This window comes from Nitrospira sp. CMX1 (assembly GCF_054902215.1).
The window spans coordinates 155,009-179,761 of sequence record NZ_JBUBKD010000040.1 but is presented as its reverse complement, the minus strand read 5'-3'; the positions used below and the strand labels follow the sequence as shown (position 1 = coordinate 179,761).

Annotated in this window: 24 protein-coding genes; 19 read left to right on the top strand and 5 right to left on the bottom strand. The window is 53.7% G+C overall.

Going from position 1 to position 24,753, the window contains the following annotated elements; translation table 11 throughout:
* Positions 1-91: 91 nt before the first annotated feature.
* The 9 genes from ACYX34_RS10540 (at position 92) to ACYX34_RS10500 (ending at position 8,522) form a co-directional block, all read left to right on the top strand.
* The gene (locus ACYX34_RS10540; RefSeq protein ID WP_462076518.1) at positions 92-2,113 is read left to right on the top strand and encodes an amylo-alpha-1,6-glucosidase; all 2,022 of its coding nucleotides are present in this window, start codon (positions 92-94) and stop codon (positions 2,111-2,113) included.
* A gap of 70 nt (positions 2,114-2,183) precedes the next feature.
* The gene (locus tag ACYX34_RS10535; protein ID WP_462076517.1) at positions 2,184-2,729 is read left to right on the top strand and encodes a GlcG/HbpS family heme-binding protein; all 546 of its coding nucleotides are present in this window, start codon (positions 2,184-2,186) and stop codon (positions 2,727-2,729) included.
* A gap of 14 nt (positions 2,730-2,743) precedes the next feature.
* Positions 2,744-3,181, top strand: a complete 438-nt coding sequence (locus ACYX34_RS10530) for a hypothetical protein (protein ID WP_462076516.1) — start codon at positions 2,744-2,746, stop codon at positions 3,179-3,181.
* 92 nt (positions 3,182-3,273) lie between these two features.
* Positions 3,274-3,489, top strand: a complete 216-nt coding sequence (locus ACYX34_RS10525) for a DUF3565 domain-containing protein (protein ID WP_462076515.1) — start codon at positions 3,274-3,276, stop codon at positions 3,487-3,489.
* Positions 3,490-3,644: 155 nt separating this feature from the next.
* Positions 3,645-4,271 carry a hypothetical protein gene (locus ACYX34_RS10520; protein WP_462076514.1) on the top strand — a complete coding sequence of 209 codons (627 nt, stop codon included), beginning with the start codon at positions 3,645-3,647 and terminating at the stop codon, positions 4,269-4,271.
* A 3-nt stretch (positions 4,272-4,274) separates the two neighbouring features.
* Complete coding sequence (locus tag ACYX34_RS10515; RefSeq protein ID WP_462076513.1) at positions 4,275-4,844, top strand: type IV pilin protein; 570 nt, start codon at positions 4,275-4,277, stop codon at positions 4,842-4,844.
* 304 nt (positions 4,845-5,148) lie between these two features.
* Positions 5,149-7,953: an intermembrane phospholipid transport YdbH family protein gene (locus ACYX34_RS10510; RefSeq protein ID WP_462076512.1), complete on the top strand. Its 2,805-nt coding sequence runs from the start codon at positions 5,149-5,151 to the stop codon at positions 7,951-7,953.
* Positions 7,954-7,964: 11 nt separating this feature from the next.
* Positions 7,965-8,171 carry a YnbE family lipoprotein gene (locus tag ACYX34_RS10505; RefSeq protein WP_462076575.1) on the top strand — a complete coding sequence of 69 codons (207 nt, stop codon included), beginning with the start codon at positions 7,965-7,967 and terminating at the stop codon, positions 8,169-8,171.
* 15 nt (positions 8,172-8,186) lie between these two features.
* Positions 8,187-8,522: a YdbL family probable chaperone protein gene (locus ACYX34_RS10500; RefSeq protein ID WP_462076511.1), complete on the top strand. Its 336-nt coding sequence runs from the start codon at positions 8,187-8,189 to the stop codon at positions 8,520-8,522.
* A gap of 11 nt (positions 8,523-8,533) precedes the next feature.
* On the opposite strand, the gene ACYX34_RS10495 is transcribed toward ACYX34_RS10500, so the two are convergent.
* Entirely contained in the window at positions 8,534-9,178 is a 645-nt protein-coding gene (locus tag ACYX34_RS10495; RefSeq protein WP_462076510.1) for a sulfite oxidase-like oxidoreductase, read from the bottom strand.
* Between the two features lie 142 nt (positions 9,179-9,320).
* Between ACYX34_RS10495 and ACYX34_RS10490 the strand changes: the two genes are divergently transcribed.
* From ACYX34_RS10490 to ACYX34_RS10480, 3 genes are read left to right on the top strand one after another with little or no spacing between them, the layout of a single operon-like run.
* Complete coding sequence (locus ACYX34_RS10490) at positions 9,321-10,061, top strand: TVP38/TMEM64 family protein (protein WP_462076509.1); 741 nt, start codon at positions 9,321-9,323, stop codon at positions 10,059-10,061.
* A gap of 42 nt (positions 10,062-10,103) precedes the next feature.
* Positions 10,104-11,690, top strand: a complete 1,587-nt coding sequence (locus ACYX34_RS10485) for a mercuric reductase (RefSeq protein ID WP_462076508.1) — start codon at positions 10,104-10,106, stop codon at positions 11,688-11,690.
* An 18-nt stretch (positions 11,691-11,708) separates the two neighbouring features.
* A complete protein-coding gene (locus ACYX34_RS10480) occupies positions 11,709-12,479 on the top strand; it encodes a DUF3047 domain-containing protein (RefSeq protein ID WP_462076507.1) in 771 nt (256 codons plus the stop codon).
* Between the two features lie 22 nt (positions 12,480-12,501).
* Here ACYX34_RS10480 and ACYX34_RS10475 read toward each other — a convergent pair whose 3' ends face one another.
* The gene (locus tag ACYX34_RS10475; protein ID WP_462076506.1) at positions 12,502-12,903 is read right to left on the bottom strand and encodes a hypothetical protein; all 402 of its coding nucleotides are present in this window, start codon (positions 12,901-12,903) and stop codon (positions 12,502-12,504) included.
* Between the two features lie 58 nt (positions 12,904-12,961).
* Between ACYX34_RS10475 and ACYX34_RS10470 the strand changes: the two genes are divergently transcribed.
* From ACYX34_RS10470 to ACYX34_RS10440, 7 genes are all read left to right on the top strand, one after another.
* A complete protein-coding gene (locus ACYX34_RS10470) occupies positions 12,962-13,090 on the top strand; it encodes a hypothetical protein (protein ID WP_462076505.1) in 129 nt (42 codons plus the stop codon).
* 183 nt (positions 13,091-13,273) lie between these two features.
* Positions 13,274-13,435 carry a hypothetical protein gene (locus ACYX34_RS10465; RefSeq protein WP_462076504.1) on the top strand — a complete coding sequence of 54 codons (162 nt, stop codon included), beginning with the start codon at positions 13,274-13,276 and terminating at the stop codon, positions 13,433-13,435.
* A gap of 394 nt (positions 13,436-13,829) precedes the next feature.
* Positions 13,830-13,967, top strand: coding sequence for a hypothetical protein (locus ACYX34_RS10460; protein ID WP_462076503.1), 138 nt, complete (start codon positions 13,830-13,832; stop codon positions 13,965-13,967).
* Between the two features lie 197 nt (positions 13,968-14,164).
* Positions 14,165-14,557 carry a hypothetical protein gene (locus tag ACYX34_RS10455; RefSeq protein ID WP_462076502.1) on the top strand — a complete coding sequence of 131 codons (393 nt, stop codon included), beginning with the start codon at positions 14,165-14,167 and terminating at the stop codon, positions 14,555-14,557.
* An 838-nt stretch (positions 14,558-15,395) separates the two neighbouring features.
* Positions 15,396-17,366 carry a multicopper oxidase family protein gene (locus tag ACYX34_RS10450; RefSeq protein ID WP_462076501.1) on the top strand — a complete coding sequence of 657 codons (1,971 nt, stop codon included), beginning with the start codon at positions 15,396-15,398 and terminating at the stop codon, positions 17,364-17,366.
* A gap of 316 nt (positions 17,367-17,682) precedes the next feature.
* Entirely contained in the window at positions 17,683-19,500 is a 1,818-nt protein-coding gene (locus ACYX34_RS10445; RefSeq protein ID WP_462076500.1) for a copper oxidase, read from the top strand.
* 10 nt (positions 19,501-19,510) lie between these two features.
* Positions 19,511-20,170, top strand: coding sequence for a hypothetical protein (locus tag ACYX34_RS10440; RefSeq protein WP_462076499.1), 660 nt, complete (start codon positions 19,511-19,513; stop codon positions 20,168-20,170).
* Between the two features lie 78 nt (positions 20,171-20,248).
* Here ACYX34_RS10440 and ACYX34_RS10435 read toward each other — a convergent pair whose 3' ends face one another.
* From ACYX34_RS10435 to ACYX34_RS10425, 3 genes are read right to left on the bottom strand one after another with little or no spacing between them, the layout of a single operon-like run.
* Positions 20,249-21,340 (bottom strand): HEAT repeat domain-containing protein, encoded by a 1,092-nt coding sequence (locus ACYX34_RS10435; RefSeq protein ID WP_462076498.1) that lies wholly within the window; start codon positions 21,338-21,340, stop codon positions 20,249-20,251.
* Positions 21,341-21,366: 26 nt separating this feature from the next.
* The gene (locus ACYX34_RS10430; RefSeq protein ID WP_462076497.1) at positions 21,367-23,196 is read right to left on the bottom strand and encodes a tetratricopeptide repeat protein; all 1,830 of its coding nucleotides are present in this window, start codon (positions 23,194-23,196) and stop codon (positions 21,367-21,369) included.
* A gap of 1 nt (position 23,197) precedes the next feature.
* Entirely contained in the window at positions 23,198-24,718 is a 1,521-nt protein-coding gene (locus ACYX34_RS10425) for a hypothetical protein (protein WP_462076496.1), read from the bottom strand.
* Positions 24,719-24,753 lie beyond the last annotated feature (35 nt).

Below are 24,753 nucleotides of genomic sequence, written 5' to 3'. Positions count from 1 at the left end.
ATTCGTCCTTCGACTTCGCTCAGGACCGTGAGCCTGTCGAACGGTGAAGCGTATCTCGTGCGCATGAGATACGAATGACGAGGGATCGCTGATGCGGATTCGCAAAAAAGAATGCCACGATTCCGATCGTGCGCTGAGTCTGGAATGGCTGGAAACCAACGGGTGCGGGGGATTTGCGTCAGGCACGGTGGCTGGCGCCAACACGCGTCGGTATCATGGGTTATTGGTTGTGGCGAGCCCCCCTGAATACCATCGTTACGTACTGGTTAATCACCTAGAGGAGTGGCTTCATCTGGATGGTTGCGCCGTTTCAATCTCGACGAATCTGTATCCTGGCGTGATCCATCCTCAAGGGTACAGGCATTGTGTTTCCTTTTCGTCGACTCCTTGGCCAACCTGGATCTTTACGTTCAACGATCAAGAAGTCAGCCGAGAAATCTTCTGTGTATGGGGTCAGAGCACTGTTGTGGTGAGATGGAAACTCCTCACACCAACGACAGATGCAATCGAACTGCGTGTACGTCCGAAGCTCACGGGGCGAGATTATCATGCCCTTCACCATGAAAACGGTGGGCTTTCCGATGTGGCGGTGATCACCGAGAAGAGGGTGACCTGGCAGCCTTACCATAGTCTTCCAGCCGTGCATTGCCTCCACACCGGAACCTATCACCATGCCCCCGATTGGTATCGACAGGTACAGCTTCCTCTCGAACAAGAGCGTGGGCTGGATTTTCTAGAAGACTGGTGGTCTCCGGGAGAATTGCAGTTCGACTTGGAGCCCGGTAGGGAGCAGATTCTTGTTCTGACCAGCGAACTGGTCGATGGCATCCAGCCTGGAGAACTCATTCGGACGGAACGTGCCAGCCGGATAAGGCGCCGTACGGTCACGAAGCGTCCGGATCGCTTTGCCGAAGCCCTTCGGCAAGCTGCCGGTACATTCTTCGTACGGCAGGGCTCCAGGCAGACGGTGATTGCCGGATATCCTTGGTTTACCGATTGGGGGCGAGACACCTTCATCTCATTACCTGGTCTCTTCCTTGTGACCGGACGGTACGAGGCTGCTTGGCACGTTATTGAATCCTTCATTCCTTTTGTGTCGGAAGGTATGGTGCCGAATCGCTTTCCCGATCTCGGCCAGGATCCTGAGTACAATACCATCGATGCCTCTCTCTGGTTTATCCACACGGTCGATCGCTATCTGGTCTACAGCAAGGATAGAAAACGTGTTCGAGCCGTCGCGTGGCCGGCCATCAAACAGATTCTCGATGGTTATCGTCAAGGGACGAGATACAACATCAAGATGGACGTCGATGGGTTGATTGCGGGAGGAATGCCTGGGACACAGCTGACATGGATGGATGCCAAAATAGGAGAGTGGGTCGTGACTCCACGGTACGGAAAGCCGGTAGAAATTCAAGCTTTGTGGATTCGGGCGTTACAAGTTGGTTCTCAGTTAGCTGCAAAATTCGGTGAACGAGATTACGCGGCGGACTGTCGGCGAGATAGAACACGAGCCGTTAGATCGTTTCGTCAACGATTCTGGTATGAGGACGGACAGTACTTGTACGATGTCATCGATGGGCCGGAGGGGGACGATACCTCAATGCGTCCTAATCAGGTGTACGCGATGTCCCTTTGCGATGATCTGCTGACGAACGAACAAGCCACACAGACTCTTCGGGTTGTCAAAGCGCATCTTCTGACCTCGGTGGGTCTTCGTACATTGTCACCCCAGGACCGCCGGTATCGGCCACGCTATGAAGGGGGGCCACGAGAACGGGATTGTGCCTACCATCAGGGAACCGTCTGGCCGTTCCTGTTGGGACCATTTGTGACAGCATGGGTGAGCACGTTCGGGCGTACGACCAAGTCCAAACGTGAGGCGAGGTCATTCCTTAACGGAATAGAAGCGAGTCTACGAGATACCTGTCTGGGCCACGTATCAGAGATATTTGATGGAGACGATCCGCATGCTCCACGCGGCTGTCCGGCACAGGCGTGGTCACTTGCAGAACCTCTTCGCGCCATGGTCGAGGATCTTGGGTTGTTGCCGATCACACCTGAGGCAACCAACGCGGTTCGACATAAGCGGTCCGCTACCCAACAGCGCTAGCCGGTCTCTCCCTTGACAGGCTCTCTGCGCATCCGTAGTCTGCATGCACGATATAGTGTGGAGCTCTACGATGCAGATGAAGATTTTATCAAGCCGAAAGCATCGAATCGTCACGGCCGGTATGCTGTGTGTTCTCATTAGCCTCGCAGTTCCCTACGTCACGTTAGCTGATGACTTGCCTAAAGAATCGATATTACCGCTGGGACTGGCGACCAAGGCGATTCAAGCCGCGCTAGATGTCTGTAAAAAGGATGGGTACCGAGTGAGTGTCTCAGTCGTAGACCGTGAGGGCGTGCTTCGTGCCATGGGACGAGCCGACGGTGCTGGGTCCCATACGGTAGACAGTAGCCGGAAAAAAGCTTATACCGCCGCCAGCTTGCGACGCACCACGAGCGAGCTTGCCGATCTCATCACCAAAGTTCCCATGCTTCAGGCTCTTCGTGACATTAATGGTGAGGTTTTGATTTTAGGCGGCGGGCTCCCTATCGAAATTGGAGGAGAAGTGGTTGGTGGCATCGGAGTTGGTGGAGCACCAGGCACCCATCTGGATGACGCATGTGCGCAGGGGGGCTTGGATGCGATCGGTGCGGTCCCCAAGGTTTCACCAGCCAAGTGAGATTTTTCGTCTGGGTGGTGATCTGTATTGCTCTGTTGCCGATCGCAGTGGGATGCAACAGCACTGTGCCCGAGACTGCATCACTGGAACTCACGATGCTCCAGTTTCGTCTCGCTATTGTGAGAACGGCAACTGATCCGTTTCTGCAGCGATTCAATCTTACAATGAATGTCCAGGGACAAGGTGGGTGTAAGTCCACGACGGAACTCTTTCCTGATACGGGTTATGCAGGTCGACGGAACGTCTATTTGGCGGCCAAGGGCAACGTCTATGTTGTTGGGCAGTACGATGCTCGAGTCATTAATGTTCAAACTTGTCGGACTGACCTGGCAGAATTTCGCCATCTCGATCGAGACGTAATTTTTCTTGGGAGCTTTGATCAGGACCAAGAAAAACACTGGAGGTATGTGTCCGCGCTTCAACGACCGGAATTGCCATTTGAAAAACGATAAGGGTAGTAGCCGTAGTGAAAGGCCTCTCCCGGTGTTCTCTTATGATGCAGTTGAGGCGATGGGTGTGATCTAACGACGAGCGATCTTATTACATGCAACAACCTATCATTGGGTATCATCAAGATGAGCACGGCGACTGGGTTGCCGATCTCGCGTGTAGCCACGGGCAACATGTTCGACATCACCCCCCATTTTTCAATCGTCCATGGGTCCTGACCGCTGGAGGACGTGAGCAGCATCTTGGCACGTTCTTGAACTGCAAGAAGTGCGAGGAGCCGACTGCCGTTGCTCCCCCAGCGTCGCCATAACCCACGCAACATCTGGTTCCTCCCGGCGTCGACTGTACACTCATCCGGACTATCTCGCATTCATACAACCAGTCATTTTCTTGGTGGCCGGCAGGCTTGGTGATACGGTAGACATGGGGCGTTTTCTCGATGCCACGTCGAGAGGAAGGTAGGGTATGCGCATGGCCACGGCTTCACACCCGTCGATGTCGACGGTCGATCCGCGATCCGGATTTTTTGTGCATCGAATCCAAAAGGGCTATGCCGTCTGGATTGGGTTATTGCTGTTTCTGTATTCGGCACTGTTTTTCACCATGGCCTTCTATGGGGCTCATCTGAAGCCTGTCGTCGTGCTCTACACCAGTGATTCTTTGGAAGAGCGGCAGGCTGCAGCTGAGGAGATGTTGGCATTAAGCGAGACAGTATGGGTTGCGGTTCCGGTGCTCTTTTTCGGTTCTGTAATTTTCAGTCTTGTTCTGACTCGACGTGTGGCAGGTCCGCTCTCTCGACTGGACGAGAGTCTTCAACAGTGGGCGCAGGGGAACCTTCGTTGGCGTATGCGTTTTCGTCCCAGTGACCGACTGGATGAGTTGGCTGATCACGCGAATTGCGCTGTAGAGAATATTGAAAGGTCGTTTGATCAGATTCGAGCTCAGACAGGAGCCTTGCAGGCGGCACTACAGAAGATTGAGACGGTTGAGTCCACGGGAGTGAAGGAAGCACGAGATGCCCTCGATGAGATCGACGGGACATTACAGCGATTTACCTTTCGACCGGCGGTCAATAAGTTCGGACGGACTTAATTGGTGTGTAGAGGAAAGAAAACTGGTGGATTCACCTTGCTTGAAGTGTTGGTCGTTCTGGCCATATTGAGCGTCCTTGCTGCAGCGGCGACGATTTCACACGGGTATCTTGTCGGTCATGCCACAGCGGTGGAGGCCGAGGTGATCCTCGGTGAGATTAACAGATTGGAAATGCTCTACCACGCCAATCATGGGTCTTATTCCAGTGACATGGCGGCCATCGGCCTTACGCTCGCGCCGACGCTCAAGTATTACAAGATCGCGGTGTGGTTGGATGATGGAGGAGCATCATTCCAGGCAGCCGCGATTCCTCTCTCTGGACAACAGACACAGACGGCGTTCGTGTTGACGCATGCAATGGATGGAATAACTCTCCACAAGAAGGATGTCGGGATATTCGCTCAAGAAGTTCACGGTAGGACTTCTTCTAACGGGATGTCCTCAAGGGGCGAGGGGCAGATGGAGATGCGTACAGGAACACAGAGGAAAGCTCAACAGGAAGATTGTCGGAAAGGTGGTGAAGCAACGGTTGCCGCTGATGGATTGCTCGATATGAATTTCTGCTTAAAATGACTCGGCTTCTTTACGGGTGCTGGACATGGTTTGTCCGCCCGTGGGTAGCCTGAGTTCACGGTAGGCTCTCCTGAATTTTCTCCTCAATTACGGGTAAAAAGGTGCGTGTAGGTAGAGGCCCCCAGCTTTTGCCTCCCCCAACCTCGGTAGTGAGACAGGGGTTGTGCGGTGAGGTCGGGACGAAAGCGTCGTGGCCTGCGGTTCACCAACTCATGTCCGGCTGCAGAGCCATTCGGCCATCTTGACAGAGTAGAAGGCTTTGTTTGACAACCATGCCATAGAGGACTCAACCGGATCGCCGACTATGTTGACGCAACGTTATCAAGTTGCCGTGCTATTGGTTTTTGTTGTGTTGTGCGGATGCTATCTTGTACTGCCGTTGGGGGCCTCGTATGTCTTGGCCAATGGGCTTCGTACGTATGGGTACAGTCATGTCATCCTTCAACTCGGGTATCCCGGCTGGACTCGTATGAATATCCCGGTCGTTTCATTTCAGCAAGACTTGGGAGAAGAACGATTGCTGATCTCCCTGACCGATACCGAGATTCAGTATGACCTGGGACATCTGTTTCAAGGTCGTGCGCATCGTATCCTACTCAGGGATGTGGCTATCCATGTGTTGACTGTGCACTCGACTGACCCCACCACGGGAGGAACGCATGTGGAAGTGAACAATGATGAAGAGTCGTCACCGTGGAAATTGTTGACCGCAGGCGATCTTTTACGGAATATTCCCATACTCCCCTTTAGCGAATTGCAGCTTGAGCATGTGACGGTGTTTCGTGAGCAGGCAACGGGGCCGCTTCGCAAGGTCACCATTGATGGGGCGCTGACGTCTGCCGGCAATGAGATTGGAGGGCATCTTTCATTTCGTGGACGAGATACCGGCTCCTATGGTCTCGTGGTGGCGGGGAATTCGGCGAGTACGTGGTCGGCTACGTTATCTTCGACGAGACCACATGCAGCACCGATTGTCTCCTGGCAGTCCAGATCGCGTCCGACCGATGGTTCGGATATCAAAGTCGACGGGCAACTTCGAATGAATGTACAGGAGCTGGCTCCGTTTATCGCGCTCCTCGTGCCGATCGGCCCCGAGCTGGAGAAGGTCACTGGGCAGGTCGCCCTCGATTGGGCCGGGGTTGCTGCAACCCGGGCTGCGCTCGGGTCGCTCTGGGAGGATGAACATACCCGTGTAGACGGTCAGGTCCGTATCAATCTCACCTTGCCCGCACTGAAGGGAGTGGCGAAAGATATTGCACTGGCCTATGCGGGACGGTTTGTAGGGAATGCGGCTCAGGCGGAGTGGGCTATGAGCCCTGGCGTGCTTCTCACCGCGACGCTGAATACCCAACCTCGCCTTATTCCGGACGTAGTTCGGTTGATTCTTCCTCATGGAGATCAGCCGGTACGAATTGAGAACAAGGAGGTCGTACAAGGGACTCTTTATTGGAAAGAGACTCCTATCCGCACAGTGGCTCAAGGTCCGCTGCAGGTGACCTACGGCAGGGCATCTGGGCCATTGGTCGCCATGTTCGAAACCACCAGGGCTGAAGGGCGTGGAAATGAACTAATCTTGGCTGAAGGAGCCTATCAATTGGAGGGAGTGCTCCCTAGAGTATTAACGGAGAGACTTTCAGCTAAAGAGGCAGCAGGGGGAGTTCGGGGGACCGTACGGCTGGAACGAGCACGTATCGCGGGCGTGTTATTACCGCCATCTTCGATTACGGTAAAGCAGATTGGACAAGGTGCGGTCTTCGTCCCGGGAGCAACACTGAATCTCTCCGAACCCCTTACCGTGAAATGTGATCTGATTCCAAGGCACTGCATCGGAGGCCCACTGGCTGCCACGATTCGGACTCCTGGCGTCAGAATAGGTGGTCAAACTGTCACGGTGACCCAAGGGCTGCTCAGCATTCAGGACATGGAGACGAGAGGCACGGATTGGACTACCCGCGGGATGTTGGTGGTTGATGGAGTCAACGTGAGTGCTGGAACGGCTATTCCTTCACCAAGTCATTGGGTCACCAAGTTTTCTGCGGATCAAACGAGTATTGGGGCGGATCTACAGGGGGATCTTCCGAATCATAAAGGGTTGGTGACGGCCAGGATTGAGCAATCGCTGAGCACGGCATACGGAGCGTTGCATGGTACGATCGGTCCGGTGCAATTTGATGGGGCCGAGCGGCGGCTCAGCAGATTTATTCGGGCGGTTGGCCCATCGAACGATCTTCTTGATGGAACCGTCAGCGCCATGGTCGATGTGGTCTGGGATAATACAGGTGGTAGTCAATCCAGCAACGGTACAACCATCACCTCCGCGACCGCACGGGTGATCGCGGAGAATGTTTCTGGATATTATCACGACTATGGAATCCGAGGGGTGAGCACGTCAATGGTTCTTCGTGCAGACGGAACGGAATCCATTCTGACGACTCAGCCGGCCTCTCTCGTGGTGGGGGCTTTCCAGAGTGGTGTGGAAGTCACCAATATCAGGGCTTTTTATCAGGCACGGTGGAAATTGACGGACCCACTTCCAAGGGTTGAGGTGAAAGATTTTCAGTGTGAAGCCTTTGGAGGGACGATCACCAGTCCTGGTCTTGTGGTAGACTTGCCGTCGTCCTCATCCACAACGGTCTTTTCGTTACGGAATCTGGATCTCGCGAAGATTCTCAGTGTGGAACAACAGCGGGGACTGCAGGGAACCGGCACACTCAATGGGACACTCCCGGTCACCATCACTCCGAGGGGAGTGGTGGTGGATGATGGAGTGATCGAGGCGCAGCCTCCAGGTGGAGTCATACGACATCTCTCAACTGTAGAGTCGCCCCCCGTGCTTTCAGAATCGGATACGCCTCTCCAACTTGTAGCGCAAGCCCTCAATAATTTTCACTACAAGTTCTTGCGCGTGGGAGTTAGGTATGGAGAAACTGGCATGTTGGATTTGAGTGCGCGATTGGAGGGGCGGAATCCAGATCTTGCACAGACCCCACCTATTCACTTTAATCTCACGGTTCAAGAACACATTCCGACCCTTTTAAAGAGTCTCCGACTTATTGAAGAAATCCCAGGCACGATCGAGCGCAAATATAAACGACTCTCATCCTCATGAGGCTGATCATGATGAAGACAGCGATACAGAGACGAGCAACCGTGCTGATCTGGGGGGGGCTCATGGTGACGATATGTGCTTGTACTCCACGTGTAGAAGTGGCTGCGTCTGAGAAGCCGATTACGATCAATCTCAACGTGAAGATCGATCATGAAATACGATTAAAAGTCGACAAGGACCTGGATCACGTGTTGTCGAAGGACAACGGACTGTTCTAAATTTCGGAGGCGCCAATGACTATGGTACGGCTGACCATTGTGCTGTGTGCGACGCTCGTAGGAACTGCGGTCGCTTTTTCAGCATTCGCCCTGTCGTTAGATGAAGCGAAAGCAAAGGGACTGGTCGGAGAAAGGCCCAATGGTTATCTGGGCACGGTGACTCCTTCCAATGCTGAAGCTCAAGGCTTGATAGAAGATGTGAATCGAAAGCGGAGACAGGCGTACGAAGAGATTGCAAAACGAAACCGTACCGATATTCGAGCTGTCGAAACCCTCGCGGGAGAAAAGGCTATTCAGAATACCGTCCCGGGAAACCTTATCGAAGGTCCTGGTGGGTGGATTAAGAAATAGTCCTTCCCCCTTTATCCGTAGCGATCGTTGTTCCATGGAAGTGCGGTGTTCGAATAGCCGCGGACTTCCCAGAATCCCTTCTCGTCGTTATCGGAAAACGTAATTTCCTTTACCCACTTTGCCCCTTTCCAGGCATACCGTTTCGGGACGATAACCCGCACCGGTCCACCATGGTCTCGGGACAGCGGTTTCCCGTTCCAGCTGTGGGCGAGCAGCACATCGTCATCGTCACAGGCTTCGAGTGTGAGATTGGTCGTGTAATCATCGTAGGATTTGAACAGGACGAATCGAGCCAGTGACAGGGGGTTCACGACGGCAATGATGTGTCGAAAACTCACACCTTCCCAATCATTGTCATATCGGCTCCATGATGTGACACAGTGAAAGTCCGACCGATCGGTGAGTTGAGGTTGAGCCAAGAATTGTTCCCATGTCCAGGTGATGGGGGTCGTGACACATCCGCCAATAGTCAGATTCCATTCGCTGAATGGAATCTCTGGCTTGAAGCCGAGGTCCAGCACAGGGAAGTTCTCGACGAGGTGTTGGCCTGGTGGCAGGCGCTCATCTCCGTCATAAAAGACTTCACGTTCCTCCCCACCTCGTCTTGCCCGAGCCCATTGTTCTTTAGTCTTTGTCAGACGGTTTGAGTCATCCATGTTGGCCTCCTCACCGTAGACTACGGGAATCCTATCCGGTCTGGCAACCGACTTCTAGAAGTTGACTATGTAAGGTTTCCGGGTACGACAAGACCAACACCCCATGCGTCCTATTTCATTGACAGTTACTAGAGGAGGTCCCATGATACGCCAGGATGCCATTATGAGCACACAGGTTTCGAATCAGGCAGGAACTGGGAGTACAAGTACAGGTAAGGCTCTCATCGTTGTTGTTATTGCTCTTGCCATCGGTACCTTCTTCTATTTTGACCTTGGGCAATTCTTATCCCTGACGGCGCTGAAAGAGAATCGGGATAGCTTACTGGCCTTCACTGATGCCAACTTTACGGTAGCGGTTGGAATCTTTATCCTGACCTATGTGGCAGTGGCTGGCCTATCACTGCCGGGTGCCGTGATTCTTACGCTGGCTGGTGGGTTCTTGTTCGGCGGGCTCTTGGCGACTCTCTTCATTAATATTGGGGCGACAACCGGAGCGACTCTCGCATTTCTCACCGCACGCTATCTGCTGCGAGATACAGTGGAGCAGAAATTCAGCAAGTGGCTCGGCCCGTTTCAGGAAGGGTTTGCCAAGAATGCCTTCAGCTATCTCTTGACGCTGCGACTGATCCCACTCTTTCCTTTCTTTGTGGTCAACCTTGTATCGGGACTCACACGTGTGAACCTCGGGACCTACGTCGTCGCCACGGCGATTGGCATCATTCCTGGGTCGTTTGTGTATGCCTACGCGGGACGCCAACTGGGGACAATCAATTCCCTGAGAGAAATCGCGTCTCCCAATGTCATCGGTGCCTTTGTTCTATTAGGACTGTTGGCGCTGGTACCGGTTGTGTATAAGCGGTTTTCTGCAAAGTCGGTGTCATGAAAAGCTGCTTGTTTGCCCAGACACAACGGAGGATGCCATGCCATGTCGACACAACCTCTACCCGGAATCTCGGGAATGAGTGAAGAGAACCAGTCGATGATCCTTCCCAACGACGAATATAATCAACAACTCGTCAGGAATGTTCATCCTGGCGATTGGACCAATCCTGAGCCGACAGGTCGATACAATCTCGTAGTAGTCGGGGCGGGAACGGCCGGGTTGATCACGGCCGTCGTGGCGGCAAGCCTCGGCGCTAAGGTGGCCCTGATCGAAAAACATCTGATGGGGGGAGATTGTCTCAATGTTGGGTGTGTACCGTCGAAAGGTGTGATCCGGGCCGCTAGAGTATGGGCGGACCTGAGAAAGGCGACCGAGTTCGGTCTCCATATTCCTCCCGGAGTGAAGTATGACTTCGGGGCTGTCATGGCTCGCATGCGGAAACTGCGTGCCCGCATCAGCCAAAATGATTCCGTTCAGCGGTATACGAAGCTCGGTGTGGATGTCTATATCGGTAACGGCCGGTTTCTTGGAGCCGACACGGTTCAAGTGGAAGGGGCGGCAGGTAATCGCATTCTTATGTTTGCCAAAGCCGCGGTCTGTACCGGGGCGCGTGCAACGGTACCGCCGATACCTGGGTTGCACGAAGCCGGATACCGTACAAATGAAACGGTTTTTTCTCTCACGGAATTGCCGCAGCGCCTGGGTGTTATTGGAGCCGGCCCGATCGGGTGTGAGCTGGCGCAAGCGTTTGCTCGTTTTGGGAGCCAAGTGTATTTGATCGAGGCGACGCACGGCATCATGCCGAATGAAGACCGCGACGCAGCGGACCTTGTTGAACAACAGATAGTTCGTGATGGGGTCAAGCTGCTCTGTTGCGGTCAGGACCTACAGATACAGAAAACGGCCGAAGGGAAGCGTCTCACGGTTGATTCGCATGGTCAGCCGTATGATGTCACTGTCGATGAGATTTTGGTGGGTGTTGGTCGGACGCCCAATCTGGAGCGGATTGGATTGGAAGCAGCCGGAGTTGAATACGACAAGCATGGCATCACGGTGAATAGTCGGTTGCAAACGACGAATCCAAAGATCTTCGCGGCCGGTGATGTATGCTCACGTTATAAGTTTACCCATGCTGCCGATGCTATGGCGCAGATCGTGATTCAGAACGCCTTGTTTCCGCATCCCTTGGGGTTGGGCTATGCCAGCGTCGAATCGTTGAATATACCTTGGTGTACTTTTACTGAGCCGGAAGTGGCGCATGTCGGGATGTATGAGAAGGATGCCAAGGAAAGGGGGCTGGACGTTGAGACGTACACCTATAAGCTCGATGAGGTTGATCGGGCGATTTTAGACGGGGAGGAGGATGGGTTTGCCCGTATACATATTCAAAAGGGGACGGACAGGATTCTCGGGGCGACGATCGTTGCATCCCATGCCGGCGATTTGATCAACGAATTTTCCATAGTGATGAAGACGGGAGCCGGCGCAAAAACCATTGCCGGCACGATTCATCCCTATCCCACACAAGCAGAAGTGAATAAGAAGGTCGTGAATCTCTGGCGGAAGGCGCACTTCACGGAGGCGACAAAAAACATGCTGATTAAGTTGTTTGTCTGGATGAGACGATAGAATGAAGGGCTCTGAACGATGATGCGGAGTCTTATCACCTGTATTGTCCTCATGACGTGCACGGCCCTATCGGCGATATTCGTTCAGGCACAAAATGGAGCCATAGTGGAAGTCGCGCGATTTTCTGCAAGCGAACCAGGCGCGAGTCTGCCGGAAGGATGGAAACCCCTGACCTTCAAAAAGACCCCAAAACTGACGACGTACGAATTGATGAAAGACGACTCCCACGTCGTCGTCAAGGCCATGAGTGATTCATCGGCATCGGGCTTGATCAAAGAGATCAGGATCGATCCGAAGGAATTTCCAATCGTTCGATGGCGGTGGAAGGTCGAGAATCTGCTTCAGAAGAGCGATGTTACCAGAAAAGACGGCGACGATTATCCGGCCCGACTCTACATTACCTTTGAGTACGACCCGGGCAAGGTCAGCTTCGGCAAGAAACTCAAGTTCAAGGCGGGTCAGGTACTGTTTGGGGATATTCCGATCGGAGCCATCAACTACATCTGGGAAACGAAGGCTCCGGTGGGGGCGATCATCGACAATGCCTATACGGATTTCGTCAAAATGGTGGTGGTTGAGAGTGGGCCGCACAAACTCGGTGCCTGGGTCGATGAGTCACGAAACATCTATGAGGACTATAAAAAGGCTTTCGGCGAAGAGCCGCCCTTGATCAATGGCGTGGCCATTATGAGCGATACCGACAACACCAAAGAGCAAGCGGTGGCCTATTACGGGGATATCATCTTCGTCAAACCTTCAGATGCTCGGGTGAATATTTTAGCCAGATAATCAAGCCAACCGAGTATCTCAGCTATTGAATCGAGTTTGCAAAACCGTCTCGTGTGATTTCAATACGCACCCGGTCGCCGACTTTTTTCTGGCCTCGAAGCCGTTTGGTTTCTCGACTCACGTACAGTTGCACCTGGTTCCCGTCGTAGTCTTCAACCGTATAGACCTCACCCTTGATGTGTGTGACCGTGCCACCGATGGTTTTCCACGCCGGACCGGGTCGAGGGGCTGATTGACTGGGACGTGAGAGGGGAGGGGCGTTCGTGACTGAGTCATCTGGTTCTGAGGAAGCTGATCCTGAAGGTGGAACAACGGGGTTCTTCCTATCTTGTGAGCCTGCATTGCTGATGGATGGGGCACTCATCGAAAATATGATCAGACCTCCCAGGAGAAGTCGAAAAATCAGTCTATGAGATGCTCGCATCGCGTGTCTCCTCATCAACAGGCTATTGAATAGAGTGATTGTGCAACAAGATAGGCCGATGTCCAGAAAAAGTGAAAACACGGCAGGACCATCCTGCCCCATTGCTATTTTGCCGGACGGGGCGATTCGACGGTTGAACGAGATGGAGACAGGTCAGTCGATTCAATCCGGTGGTTTTCTGCATTAGTTCTCCAGTGATGATTGGCGGTTGCAGTTCATTTCCTTCTTGGACAATTTTCGGTGTATCCGCAGCCGGATCATTTATAGAGACCAGGCTCTGTTTGTTCGGCGGGCGTTGTTTGAGGAACTTGGTGGGTTTCCAAATCAACTGATCTTGGGAGACATGGCTTTCTGCAGGTGGGTCATCAAGGTGACCGAACCATTGTTACTTTCTCCGCCGATCGTTACCGATACTCTGAAGTTCATCAAGATGGGTGCCTGGCGCAGCTTTGTCCCTGTGCTCTTGATTATTCTTCACGTCGAATTCCGCTTGCCGGTCCTACCCCAGACCCTTTTTCAAGACGTGCGCTAACGGGATATATCCCTTCTCTCTTTGGATGGTTTTGGGAAAATGCAATCAGGTTCTAGCGTGGTTGAACGCTTGAGAGGCGGGGATAGGGCTCACATGCGTCGGTCATGGGAGAATGAATCTATTTAGATACTGCATCTAAATAGATTCATAGTAGTTGCAAGTAGGACAAGTTAATCACACGGCTCTGTTCATTCTGGAATGTCATGAGATTGTGTGTAATTGGTGTCAGGCAACATAAGCGTTGAGTGAGCATATCGTCAGGATTTTTGGGGTGAGTGATGACGCGAAATCTTAGTGAATTCTTATACGATATGGCGTTGTACCCACGGTCTGAACTCGGTACATTGCCGTCGTCTCATATCAGCGGTCTTACTCAATTTAAGGAGGGAGCCTAATGAGCAAGCGGGTCATGGTATTTGTGCGTTGTGGAGTCACATTGACCATTGATCAGGCGATGGCGGCTTTTGGCTTAGCCAACGATACTCCAATGGAATCTCTTGGCAATCCAGCAGATGCCGTTGGTGAGGTCTGAGTTGATTCCCAATTCGAAAAAACCGGTGGTAAGAGCAAGCCTGGAACCGTCACTGCTATTGACGAGACGACCTGGCAAGCCAGGCGAAAGGTTGCTCTTCCTCATCATTCTACCAAGGGCTTCCTGGGCGTGATTGTTCATTTGCAGGTGCTTTGCCCATCCAGACTCCAGTGGCTCCAGACGGAAAGAGCATGGTGATGGCCAATACCTTAAGCGGCACGATCACAATCGTGGATCCTTCCACTAATAACGTCGTGAAAATGTTGCCATGCGACCTCGGCTGCCATGGTGTCCAGTACGGTGCCAGGAAAAATGGGGGCTACTACGCCTATGTCTCCAGCAAATTCTCCAACGCACTGATTGTCGTAGGCTTTAATGCTAACGGGGATGCCGCGAGTGCGGACATTGTTGGGCGCATTCTGCTTACCTCTGTGGGTACCACAGCGGCGGACGATGCTGTTACCGGCAATCGCGGCATGGGCGGTCAGGGGATTCTGACCATTCCTGTTGTGTACAACGGCTGGGTGCAGAATCTTCCACAGACTTGGAAAGATCAGTTGGCACCTTCTCACCTGAATTCGATTCCATAACGAGTGCCATGAGTCCAGCCTGAGCCATGCTCAGGCTGGACAGCCTTCTATCGGCGCAGCCTCATCAGTGACTTTTCCTTCATCAGCTCTAAGCGTGCCAAAACGATTTCATCGAGACGGCTCTCTTTCCTGAAGGAGTGAGGACTTCTTGTGAATCTGATTAGATACTGAATCGTTTCAGATACAGTCGCGGTCGTCCTGCCTTCCACAGAGCAGTATGTCCTGCTCTCGTCACTTTTGAGAATAGCGCAATAGCTGGATTTATATATTGAAAGAATACGTATTAGCCACGCAGGGTACCATTACGTCAATTTGGGAACAATATTTGCTGAATGTTTTAGTGTGCTGAAATAAATGCATTGGGTGTGTCGCAGGTGATTACTACAGGCTGAATCATGGAACAGACGATCAGTCTATTATGTGAGAAGCATTTGTCGAGGCCCGTCGCGCGAGGCATTTCACAAAATATAGGAGGCAGAGAACCGTAATGAACGCTCATTTGTTTGATTCCCGGTATGTTCAAAGTAGGATGAGCCTTGCAATCCGCCAGACATTACCTACGTGTATTTCCAACCCTCTGCCCTTTGTCAAAATCCGTCCGGCGTCCTGAAAATATTGCAACATGACTGATCGGCTGGGTGAAGGATCGCTTTGTTTAAGGTCTTAAAAAATGGATCGCGTGCGCCATGTGTCATCTGTCATCAACGAGACGGCGCCCAGATCTGGATTCAGAGGCGAGAGGAAGGATGTCGTTTCGCATTATGCAGGTAGATCATTAGTTATCACACTAGGGAGAGCTATCATGGTGAAAGGTTTAATAAGCAATTCTACGAGAGTCATGAGCGACAACAGGTGGACAACGTGCCTTAGCGCTGTGTTGGCGATCATGCTGTGCCTGTCCGGCACCGAATCGGTGCAGGCCACAACGGGAGTTGGGCCGTATGAGGTTCCCAAGGTTAAAGACGGGAATAGTGATCCCAACATCGTCGAGACATGGATTGTGGCAGATGAGGCCACCGTCAATATCGGCAATGGGGTGATGGCGAACGGGATGGCCTATAAAAGCTGTTCCGACGCTGATTTAACCGATTGTACTCAGGCCGCAATACCCGGCCCACAGTTTCGGCTGAAAGTTGGAGATCGGGTCATCGTGCATTTTGTGAATAGCCTCAATCCTACAAGTTCGACTCCTGGGACTCCAGAGGCGAATGTGTCCGGTATTCATTGGCATGGCATCGAATTGAACAATCAAAGCGATGGCACGGAAGTCACACAGGCTGCAGTGGCTCCAGGGAGTCCGCCGTTCCTCTACGATTTCACTGTGACAAGGCCGGGGATCTTCTGGTACCACCCACACCACCACTCATCGACCAACCAAGTGGCCAAAGGGCTCTACGGGTCGATCATTGTTGAAGATAATCACGGGTATGAGGCAACTCTTATCGCGCAGAATGTGATTCCTTCGGCAGCCCAAACCAAGACGCTGGTGGTTAGCGACATCACGGTCTGCAACGCTCCGGGGACGGGGACCAATCCGGCCACATTTGCCGGCGAGTTGCCGCACGTCAGCGGTATTCAATCGTGGGAGATCAACTACCAAAATCATATTTTGACTCAGTCCCCGCTCATCCTCTGCGAGGAGTATCCACTGGATGCAAATGGGGTGTATACACCGAATTTATACGGTGCCGGAGATGTTCCGAACATTCAATCTCCCGGATTGATCGGTCCCATGAGTGAAGGGTTTACGGTCCTGACCAACGGCGTTAATGTTGGGGCGAGGGCGGGAACTCCTTCGGCGCCAGGCGCGCTTGCAGCTGGGGCGTCGACACTTGACGTCCAGGCAGGTCAGGGACTGCGGTTGCAGATCGTGAATCCCTCGCCGGTCCGCTACGTTCGCCTTCGGTTGACGACCAAGAGTGGGGATAAAATCCCACTGGTTCGCATCGGTGGAGAAGGGGGGCTGCTCGACTACGCGCTTGTTGAGGGGGGCATTACGGCTGGTGGTTTTGATACGAAATATGGGCGCGGCGAAATTCTGCTCACGCCTGCAGGTCGTGCGGATGTGGTGGTGGAGATTCCGAAGGCCGTCGCGCAGAACTCCGTACTCACCCTCTGGACGGAGGATTATCAGCGAGTGGAGGCTACCTACTCATGGATTCCCACGGTGCCGGTAATGCATCTGAAGGTGAATGGTCATGCGGCCACTGCGTACGACATTGCGAACGGTAAGCCGCTGCTTGCGAGGTTGGGGGGCCACGCGATGGTCAAGGTTCTCGGTACGGCAACGGGTGGTCTTGTCGTTCCCGTCGGCGAAAACGGCGTAGGTGGGGCACCGGCTGGATCGCTGGACAAGGACATCAAGCTGACCTTCTCTAACAACACCGGCGCTTTTCAGCCGTCGATTGACGGGGTCCCGATGCCGCGCGACTTCAATGGTCTGAACAGCGGCAATCCTTTTTATCTGGAATCAGCCCGTCATGCAGCCCTCTCCAATACGATGGAGCTGACGGTGACCAACATGACGGGGGCACACCATCCGTTTCATTTGCACGGGTTTTCGGTGCAGCCGATCAAGCTGACCCCACGAACAGGGATAACCGGACGGTCTTATATGTTCCAACGTAAGGAGTTTCGAGATATCGTCGATGTGCCTGCGAATTTCACCTTTACGTTCAGGGTCTCCTTGGACGATCGCAAGAAGATAGATGGTTCGACGGACGGGGGAGGCATAGGTCGGTGGCTGTTCCATTGTCACATCCTTCCTCATGCCACGTTCGGGATGATGTCGGAGCTTCACGTCCACTGACCCTGGAACGCCATGTGTCAACACATCGATGAAACGGTTGAAACCCTAAAAGGAAGGTTCTATGAAAACGCGATATTGCTTATTAGCTTTGCTCAGTTTGCTAATAGGATGGGGCATGGCCGGCGTGGTCCAGGCCGCTCATCCTGCTCACTCTCGCTCTATTTCCTCTCCGACCGTCTCATTCGAGGCCGGAGACCGGCCCGGAAACTTTTTTACTTGTTCGAACACAGGCAACTCGAATTCTATCGGGTGTGTGCCTGCCTCCATCGGAGGAGCTAAGCAAAGATCCCTCGCCGTTATTGGCCCTGGAGAAACGGTGGGATTTCCCACGTATAGTGGAGAAGCCAGTACGGTCCATACGGCGCTGAGCTTGATTTACCCCGCCGGAGCCAAGAACATGCCATTCAAGGCAGCCATCGATGTGCGCGATCCGGCACGGCGAGGGGTCGCCAAAGTGACTTTGACGGATCCAGGACTCTATGTCTTTATCTGTGACATCCATCCCTACATGTTCTCGGCCGTCATCGTGGATGATCCCAAAACGAAAGTGAACGGAGGGTTAGGGTTGGATCTCGGCAGAAAGATTTCACTCGTCAACGGCATAACGGTCCCGACCTATAGCGATTTGGCGATCCGCCTCTTGCGCACCTTCTTTATCCTCACAGACCCGGGGAATTGGAAAGATTACACCAAGACGGAGTGGAAGCCGGCTTTTCCGGCTGTCCCGGTGATTGTGTACAAACAAGATGGGACTAGGGTGGATGTTGCGGATCTCTCTGGGGTACTTGGGATTGGGACAGTCCCTCTAACAGGTGTGGATGCACACACTGGATTGCCAAATGGAATATTTAATCCGGCAACAGCAGCGGTGGGTGAAATCTGGGTCGACACCCAGTTTGAATTGACGGCCGGGAAGTCGAAGCCGGGGACGGCGACGGCCATCGACGGAGCGAACTGGGGGCTGACGAAGAAGATTGCACTCCCAATGACCAATATGAACCATCCTCACAACATGTGGACGGATAAGAATCAAGAAGTGATCTATCAGACCCAATGGTTCGACGAGAGATTGACGGTGTTTGATAGAAAGACCGGCACGTTCATACGTGAATTGAATGCGGGTCGCGCTCCCTCACATGTGATGACGAGAGCCAATAACGACCTCGTGCATGTGGCACAGAACGGTAACAATTACGTGCGGGAGTTTAATGATCTGGCTGGCTCAGGTGGGCTCAGTCCGAATGCTTTTATTCGGGACATCCCGATGGGATCGGGGGGAGAGGATGTGTTTACCGCCACCCATCCTCATGGCCACTGGATGAGCGCTGATGGAAGCAAAATGGTGACGCCCAATGAAAATCTCAATACGTCGACGGTGTACAATTTTCCTGGCGGTGTAATCCAGAAAACATTTTCTACGGGGCATGTGCCAATTGCCACGGGAATGATGCCGGATTCAAGTAAGTATTACGTGGCCAATTTTCTTGATAACACCATATCGCGCTTTGATATGAACACCAATACAGAGATCTTGCCCCCAATTAACTTGATCGCAAACTACGACCCAGTCGGAGGGGGAGTGGTGCCGGATCCGGTCTCAGGCAACACGTTTGTTGGTGCGTTACCCATTCAGACGCCGGTGAGTCCGGCTGGAACCAATATGGTCACGGCCAATACCCTGACTGCCACCATTACGATTGTTGATACTCGGCATCTACTGCCGAACGGTACGGTAAATCCGAATGAAGACAAGGTTGTGGCGATGTTGCCCTGTGATCCAGGCTGTCACGGTGTGCAATATGGCGCCAAGCAAGGCGGCGGCTATTACGCGTATGTTGCCAGCAAATTCAGCAATGCGATGATCGTCGTGGATCCGGATCCCAACGGAGACGGCAATTCGAGCGATGCTGCCATAGTCGGGCGTGTGTTGCTAGCTAGGAAGGCGTTGACTGTGCAGGACGATACGGTAATCGGCAACCCGGGCATGGGCGGACAAGGCATCCTGCCGGTTCCGGTGGTTTACAACGGGTGGGTGCAGCAATGGGTTCAGAATTGCACAACCGCAGATTGTCTCACATGGAAAGGCACGGGCGGGTTGACAGATAAGCAGAAAGCTCCAGCTCTGGTGAAGTAGGATGTGCCCTATGTCCTGCCTGGGCACCCAGGCAGGACATAGGACGCGACTGTGGGAATATGTGCGGGGCCACCGGCTGTATGATGAACTGGTTATGATCTGGCATTACGGTATGGGATTGGTCATGGGCAGCATAGGAAAAGGGAATAAAGCTATGGGTAGATGGTCGGCAGCGAAAGAAGGCTGGCGGTTGCTGGTGGCAGGTTGTCTGTTGCTGGCCGGAACGGCTGCGTGCGACTCGCCTGTTTCCGATAAACCGGCAAACGCAGAACTGCGCGCGGGGAATGGCAAGCCGAATGACCGCACTGGAAGAGAGCAGTCGCGCGCCGAGAAATTCAGACAGGTAGATCCAACATCGACGAAGGTTGCCGGTTCAGCCGGCGCGACACCGCCACTGACGGAGATACCAACGACGGCGGCACTGCGGGATGCCGACGATCGGCTCAATATCCCCGACGCTGTTGCCAAGGATTTTGGCTCTTTGGATGCCCGCGACCGATATCGTGCGTTGGACTACTGGGAGAAAAAAGACAGCAAGGCGCCGATGGATCCGGTCTTTGATGCGTTGGCCGATGAAGACCCCGCGGTTCGTGACAAAGCCGCCGCGATTATTGAGAAGTTGGCGGAAGTGGGTGGGGGAGGAGAGGGAGTAAGAGTGCGAACCCCATAAAGGGAGTGTTCGTAGATAACGATCACCCGTCCTGACTCAGTGGCTGGTGCTGTCGTGCATATTGTCAAATGCTTCAAATTAGGGTCTGATGGCAATCGGAGAGCGGCGTGCCCGGAATTTGGCCAAGATAGGAGCCAAGATTTCATGAGCCTCCGGCGAGGTGAGCGACTCTTGCAGGCTCATCAGTTTCTCTTCCGTCATCGACTCTAAACTGACCAAGGCTTCTCCCGCCCGATAGCGAACCCACCACTGCTCATCGTTGAACAAGCCGATCAACCGGTCCTCGTCTTCGATGGTTCCCAATTTTCCGATCGCGGTTGCGGCTTGAACTCGGACATACCAGGCCTCGTTGGTCAGGTGTTGGCGAACCATTGGGAGATCAGCGGGATCACGAAACTCTCCGAACACAAAGAGGCAGGCGGCCAGCATGCTTGCGGAGGGGGGAGTATCATGGAGGAATTGTCGAAGGATCGGGAGGCCTCGCCGACTGTTTATCACCGGCAGGTAACGAATCAGTCGTGGACTGATCTCCGGATCTCCCTGAATCGCTGTCTTGGCAAGGACTTCAGACGCCAGATCCTGTCCCACGGTCTGCAGCATGGAGACAATTTTTATTGGAGACCAATCTGTTCGTTGACCGAGAATGGGCACGAGGAGCGAGAGCGCCGTATGCGTATCAATCTTCAGTAAGGCTTGTGCTGCATGAAAGGCCAGAAATGAATTGTGGTGGGTGAGCAACGTGCTGATCGGTGCCCATGCCGACCGCTCCTGCAATCGCCCTAATGTGACCACGGCAAGTATTCTCTGACTCAGCAGGCGAGACTGTAGGAGCTCTGTCGCCAGGTGAGGACTGCCGACGGTTTGGGCTACGCGAATGAGGGGAGCGGTGAGGGGCTCTGGAAGGAACTCGTAGGACTTATTCCAGAGATATAGAAAGATGACATGATCACGACGGGTCAATGCCGGAAGGGGTGGAAGTGTCCCACCCGCGGATTGTGTCAGCAGCGGGCCCCACTCCTGAGTGATACGTTGTTGTCGATGTTGGCCTGCAAGACGACTTCGCCGGAAGAGAAGAATAGACGCGAGGAGGAGGACAATAATGCCGCTCAGCGCAACCGCACTGATGGACCAGAGGTCGAGGGGAAGGTCAGTTTGGACGAAGGGACGCACGCGCTCCTCTCTCACATCGCTTGCCGTTACCAGTGATAGATGATGCTGAAGCTGGCCCCGCGCCTGGTATAAAGCGCTCCTCGATCTTCATCATATCCGGTCACTTCCAAAGAAATCCGATCGGCCACGGGCAAGACAATCCCTCCTTGGATGGTTCGACTGCTCACGCGTGTCACATCCTGCGTCGCGACGATCCGTTCGCCGGATGTTCCGAAGGAGCCGGAGACGAACACCTGAAACCGATTAGTGGGACGCCAGGTCAACCGTGACGAAAGCGTGATAGCACCGGTCTCAGGGACGTAATACAGTTTTTCTGTGAGCCACAGATTGAATGGCAGAAAGACGGTCAATCCAGGACTGAGCAAATGAATAGTGTCTGTCTTGTAGGAGAGGTAGCGATAGCCGAAGGAAGTCTCGAACCGTGTCAGCAGCGGATGTAGAAGTCCGAGCCCCTGGGAGATCTCACCTGCAAACGAATGCGTAGGAGAAAAGTCGGGGTTGATCGTTCCTTGTGCGGCGAGATAGCCCCAGGCTCGACGCCACAAGGGGCTATAACCCTCAGCCGATAACACCGTGTCATGAAAGCCGAAGCGACTAATCGGTTCAACGCGTGCGATCAGAGTTTGCGCGCCAATAGATTTGGAGACCTCAAACAGCACATCCCGTTCATCCTGGATCCCGCGTGAGTAGGAAAACTGTCCGTACCCGACCTTCAGGTAGTCGCGAAACGGCAAGCGAATGGTTGCATCGCGTAGGCCAAGCGGGGCTCGCGGGGAGGCTTCGAGTAGCGCGGTGATGTCCCGCATGCGCGTCGCAACCGCCTCATCGCCGGCCAACTGATAGAGACGCGCATACTGCTGGTTGGCCTCCTGGATAGCCCCACTCCAGAACAAGGTATCTGCTAACCCACGCAAGGCCTCTCGATTCGTCTGGTCCTGTCGCAGTACGTCCTGATAGTGCTGGATCGCCGAGTCATACTGTTTGTGCCACGACAGCACCCGTGCCAAGCCGATCTGAACATCAAGGTCAGAGGGATGACGTATGAGGATGTCGCTGTAGAGAGAGGCGGCCTGATCGAATTGTCCGTCTTGTGCCAGAATACGCGCGAGGTTCCCGCGGGTCTCATCATCAGCCGGGGTATCACTCAGGATTTGTTGGTAGGCGGTGATCGCTTGCCCGTATGCTCCATTTCGCTCCCATGCCTGTGCCTGCGCGAGTCGTTCCGCTCTCACGGGTTGTGTGAATCCAGGAGCCACGGTAGGTGGAAGATTTTCTGACGGCGGAGTCGCACGTTTGATCGAGGCAATGCGCTCAGCGATCGCGGTGTCGTGATCAATGGCATAGGCCCGTTCATAATAGGGGAGGGCATCCGTGGCGCGTTCCTCCCACAGCAAGAGATCTCCCAACCCTTGGAGCGCTTCGGCATGGCGAGGATTCTCCAGCAAGATCTGCTCGTAGAGGTGCTGGGCTTCTTTCCGATCTGTTTGCCATGAGAGCACCCGTGCCAAGACGGTGCGCACGTCGAGGTCCGTTGGATGTCGCTGGATAATCTCTCGATATAACTCGGCGGCTTCGGCATGGGCGCCTTGCCACGACAACAGCCGTGCGAGCGCGGCTCGGATTTCGTCGTTCTCCGGGTCTTGCCTGAGCAAGGTGCGGTAGATGTCAATGGCATCAGCATACCGCTGAGCCTGTTCAAACTGTTTGGCTTGCTCAAGCAACAAGCGTGATGATAGTTCATCTGCAGCATGAACCGGTTGGTATCCACCCATGCCGATTACCAAGGCGAGGCTCCAGATAAGCAGCAACCCAGAACCATTTAAAATGAATCGTGCTGAGGCTCGGTTGGTCGTCATCTTATCGCGTGAGCGTCAGGTAGCCGGGCAGATCATGAATCACGAGTCCTGAAAAGCTGGAGTGGTGAGTCCGAGCGAACACGCCTGTGATCGTGCGATGTACGTCTTGCTCTGTACGTCCTGCAAACGAAATACGCTCAGGGCGTATCGTGGTTCGATGATGAATGCGAAACCACATGGTCTGGTCCTGCTCCGATAATTCTCTGTGGGCAGGAGGCTCCATGGTCAGTGTTCGTCGGACCGGATCAAGCACGCCGTCCGCCAAAGCCGACCGGTGTTCTCGTTTCAAGATGACATGCCGTTCGGGGAGCAGGCTTGTGGTTTCTAAGGCGAGCCAGACGGACATTCGCTTCGATGCACCGTACCGAAGAATGTCGTCGCTGATCGCGATCAATTCGTCCACATCGGTTCGATAGCTCATGACGGCGACTTCGTCCACCCGATCCATCACTGAAAACGCGAGAGGTCGCTGCCTGTGAACAGTGGAGGAGAACCAAAAAGGAATGACAACGGAGAGAGTTGTTCGCCCTCGTAAGGCGGTCGCCACCCGATCAATGGTGTCTAAATAGCGATCAAAGATCGTTTCGTCTTCGGGAAAGCCATCCAATAGGTACGGTTCGATATCCAACTGCATACCAGGAAGCCTCTGATTTCCCATCAGTCCTAGTAACCGTTCCAATTTCGCGATCAACGGTGTGGTGTGGTTGATCATGTCCGGAGCCCCGTCGAGCGCGAACAACTCGATGTCTGTCAACTTCGTCACAGCGAATAGGTGAGCATAGGCTGCCCAGATTTGGTCCGAGTCCCGCATGTCGGGAAGTTGCAGCAAGATCCGTCGGCAGTGTTGCTTCCGACAGGCCGCCACCATGCCATCCGGATCTCCTATCGCCGAGCGATAGTCCCAATACCAAAATCCTATGGATGGAGGCGGACGAGTCTCGGACGATGGTCCTATGAACGCGAATTCGTCGATGACCATGTCAGCATCAGCTTCGGTCATGAGCCGTATCTGAGCAATCTGTCGAAGATCGACCTGTCGTGCGAGCGGGGCAAGCGGGATCTCAAGTGAAAATTGGCCGGTAAGACGTTCGGCTACCGCGTGAGCCTGCTGTGGTCTGGTCAACGCGTCGACCAATTCGATCTTCACAGGGCTTGATGTCGTCCCGCGGATACGGAGTGCTCGAAATGATAACGCATCCAGATTTGTGTCGGCTTTGTACAGTGCCCACATCACTCCGCAGGGAGCAGTGCCCTGATAAGCAACCTGCACATGGAGCGGAGGAGGCAGACTCACCGTGGTTGCCTGACAAGTAGCAACGGGTTGCCACATTCCGGTCTGAGCCAACAGATCTAGTCGGTCATCTGATGGTCGATGGGAGGAAAGAACAAATGAATTGGTCGTCTGTCGCCCGCGCACTATAATTTTGGGGATAGGCTGAGAACCGGCATACACCAATTCGATTTCCTCGATATCGGTCAGTGAACGTTGCCCGGGAATCGTCCAGTCGTGGGTGAGAGCCATGGAGGGCCAGAGCCACCCTGAGATGACGATCACAC

Excerpts from the sequence above, each read along its gene's own strand:
- ACYX34_RS10540 (WP_462076518.1), top strand. The coding sequence starts at position 92 with ATGCGGATTCGCAAAAAAGAATGCCACGATTCCGATCGTGCGCTGAGT.
- ACYX34_RS10535 (WP_462076517.1), top strand. The coding sequence starts at position 2,184 with ATGCAGATGAAGATTTTATCAAGCCGAAAGCATCGAATCGTCACGGCC.
- ACYX34_RS10525 (WP_462076515.1), top strand. The coding sequence starts at position 3,274 with ATGCAACAACCTATCATTGGGTATCATCAAGATGAGCACGGCGACTGG.
- ACYX34_RS10520 (WP_462076514.1), top strand. The coding sequence starts at position 3,645 with ATGCGCATGGCCACGGCTTCACACCCGTCGATGTCGACGGTCGATCCG.
- ACYX34_RS10510 (WP_462076512.1), top strand. The coding sequence starts at position 5,149 with ATGTTGACGCAACGTTATCAAGTTGCCGTGCTATTGGTTTTTGTTGTG.
- ACYX34_RS10505 (WP_462076575.1), top strand. The coding sequence starts at position 7,965 with ATGAAGACAGCGATACAGAGACGAGCAACCGTGCTGATCTGGGGGGGG.
- ACYX34_RS10500 (WP_462076511.1), top strand. The coding sequence starts at position 8,187 with ATGACTATGGTACGGCTGACCATTGTGCTGTGTGCGACGCTCGTAGGA.
- ACYX34_RS10495 (WP_462076510.1), bottom strand. The coding sequence starts at position 9,178 with ATGGATGACTCAAACCGTCTGACAAAGACTAAAGAACAATGGGCTCGG.
- ACYX34_RS10490 (WP_462076509.1), top strand. The coding sequence starts at position 9,321 with ATGATACGCCAGGATGCCATTATGAGCACACAGGTTTCGAATCAGGCA.
- ACYX34_RS10485 (WP_462076508.1), top strand. The coding sequence starts at position 10,104 with ATGTCGACACAACCTCTACCCGGAATCTCGGGAATGAGTGAAGAGAAC.
- ACYX34_RS10480 (WP_462076507.1), top strand. The coding sequence starts at position 11,709 with ATGATGCGGAGTCTTATCACCTGTATTGTCCTCATGACGTGCACGGCC.
- ACYX34_RS10475 (WP_462076506.1), bottom strand. The coding sequence starts at position 12,903 with ATGCGAGCATCTCATAGACTGATTTTTCGACTTCTCCTGGGAGGTCTG.
- ACYX34_RS10470 (WP_462076505.1), top strand. The coding sequence starts at position 12,962 with ATGTCCAGAAAAAGTGAAAACACGGCAGGACCATCCTGCCCCATTGCT.
- ACYX34_RS10460 (WP_462076503.1), top strand. The coding sequence starts at position 13,830 with ATGAGCAAGCGGGTCATGGTATTTGTGCGTTGTGGAGTCACATTGACC.
- ACYX34_RS10455 (WP_462076502.1), top strand. The coding sequence starts at position 14,165 with ATGGCCAATACCTTAAGCGGCACGATCACAATCGTGGATCCTTCCACT.
- ACYX34_RS10450 (WP_462076501.1), top strand. The coding sequence starts at position 15,396 with ATGAGCGACAACAGGTGGACAACGTGCCTTAGCGCTGTGTTGGCGATC.
- ACYX34_RS10440 (WP_462076499.1), top strand. The coding sequence starts at position 19,511 with ATGTCCTGCCTGGGCACCCAGGCAGGACATAGGACGCGACTGTGGGAA.
- ACYX34_RS10430 (WP_462076497.1), bottom strand. The coding sequence starts at position 23,196 with ATGACGACCAACCGAGCCTCAGCACGATTCATTTTAAATGGTTCTGGG.
- ACYX34_RS10425 (WP_462076496.1), bottom strand. The coding sequence starts at position 24,718 with ATGGCTCTCACCCACGACTGGACGATTCCCGGGCAACGTTCACTGACC.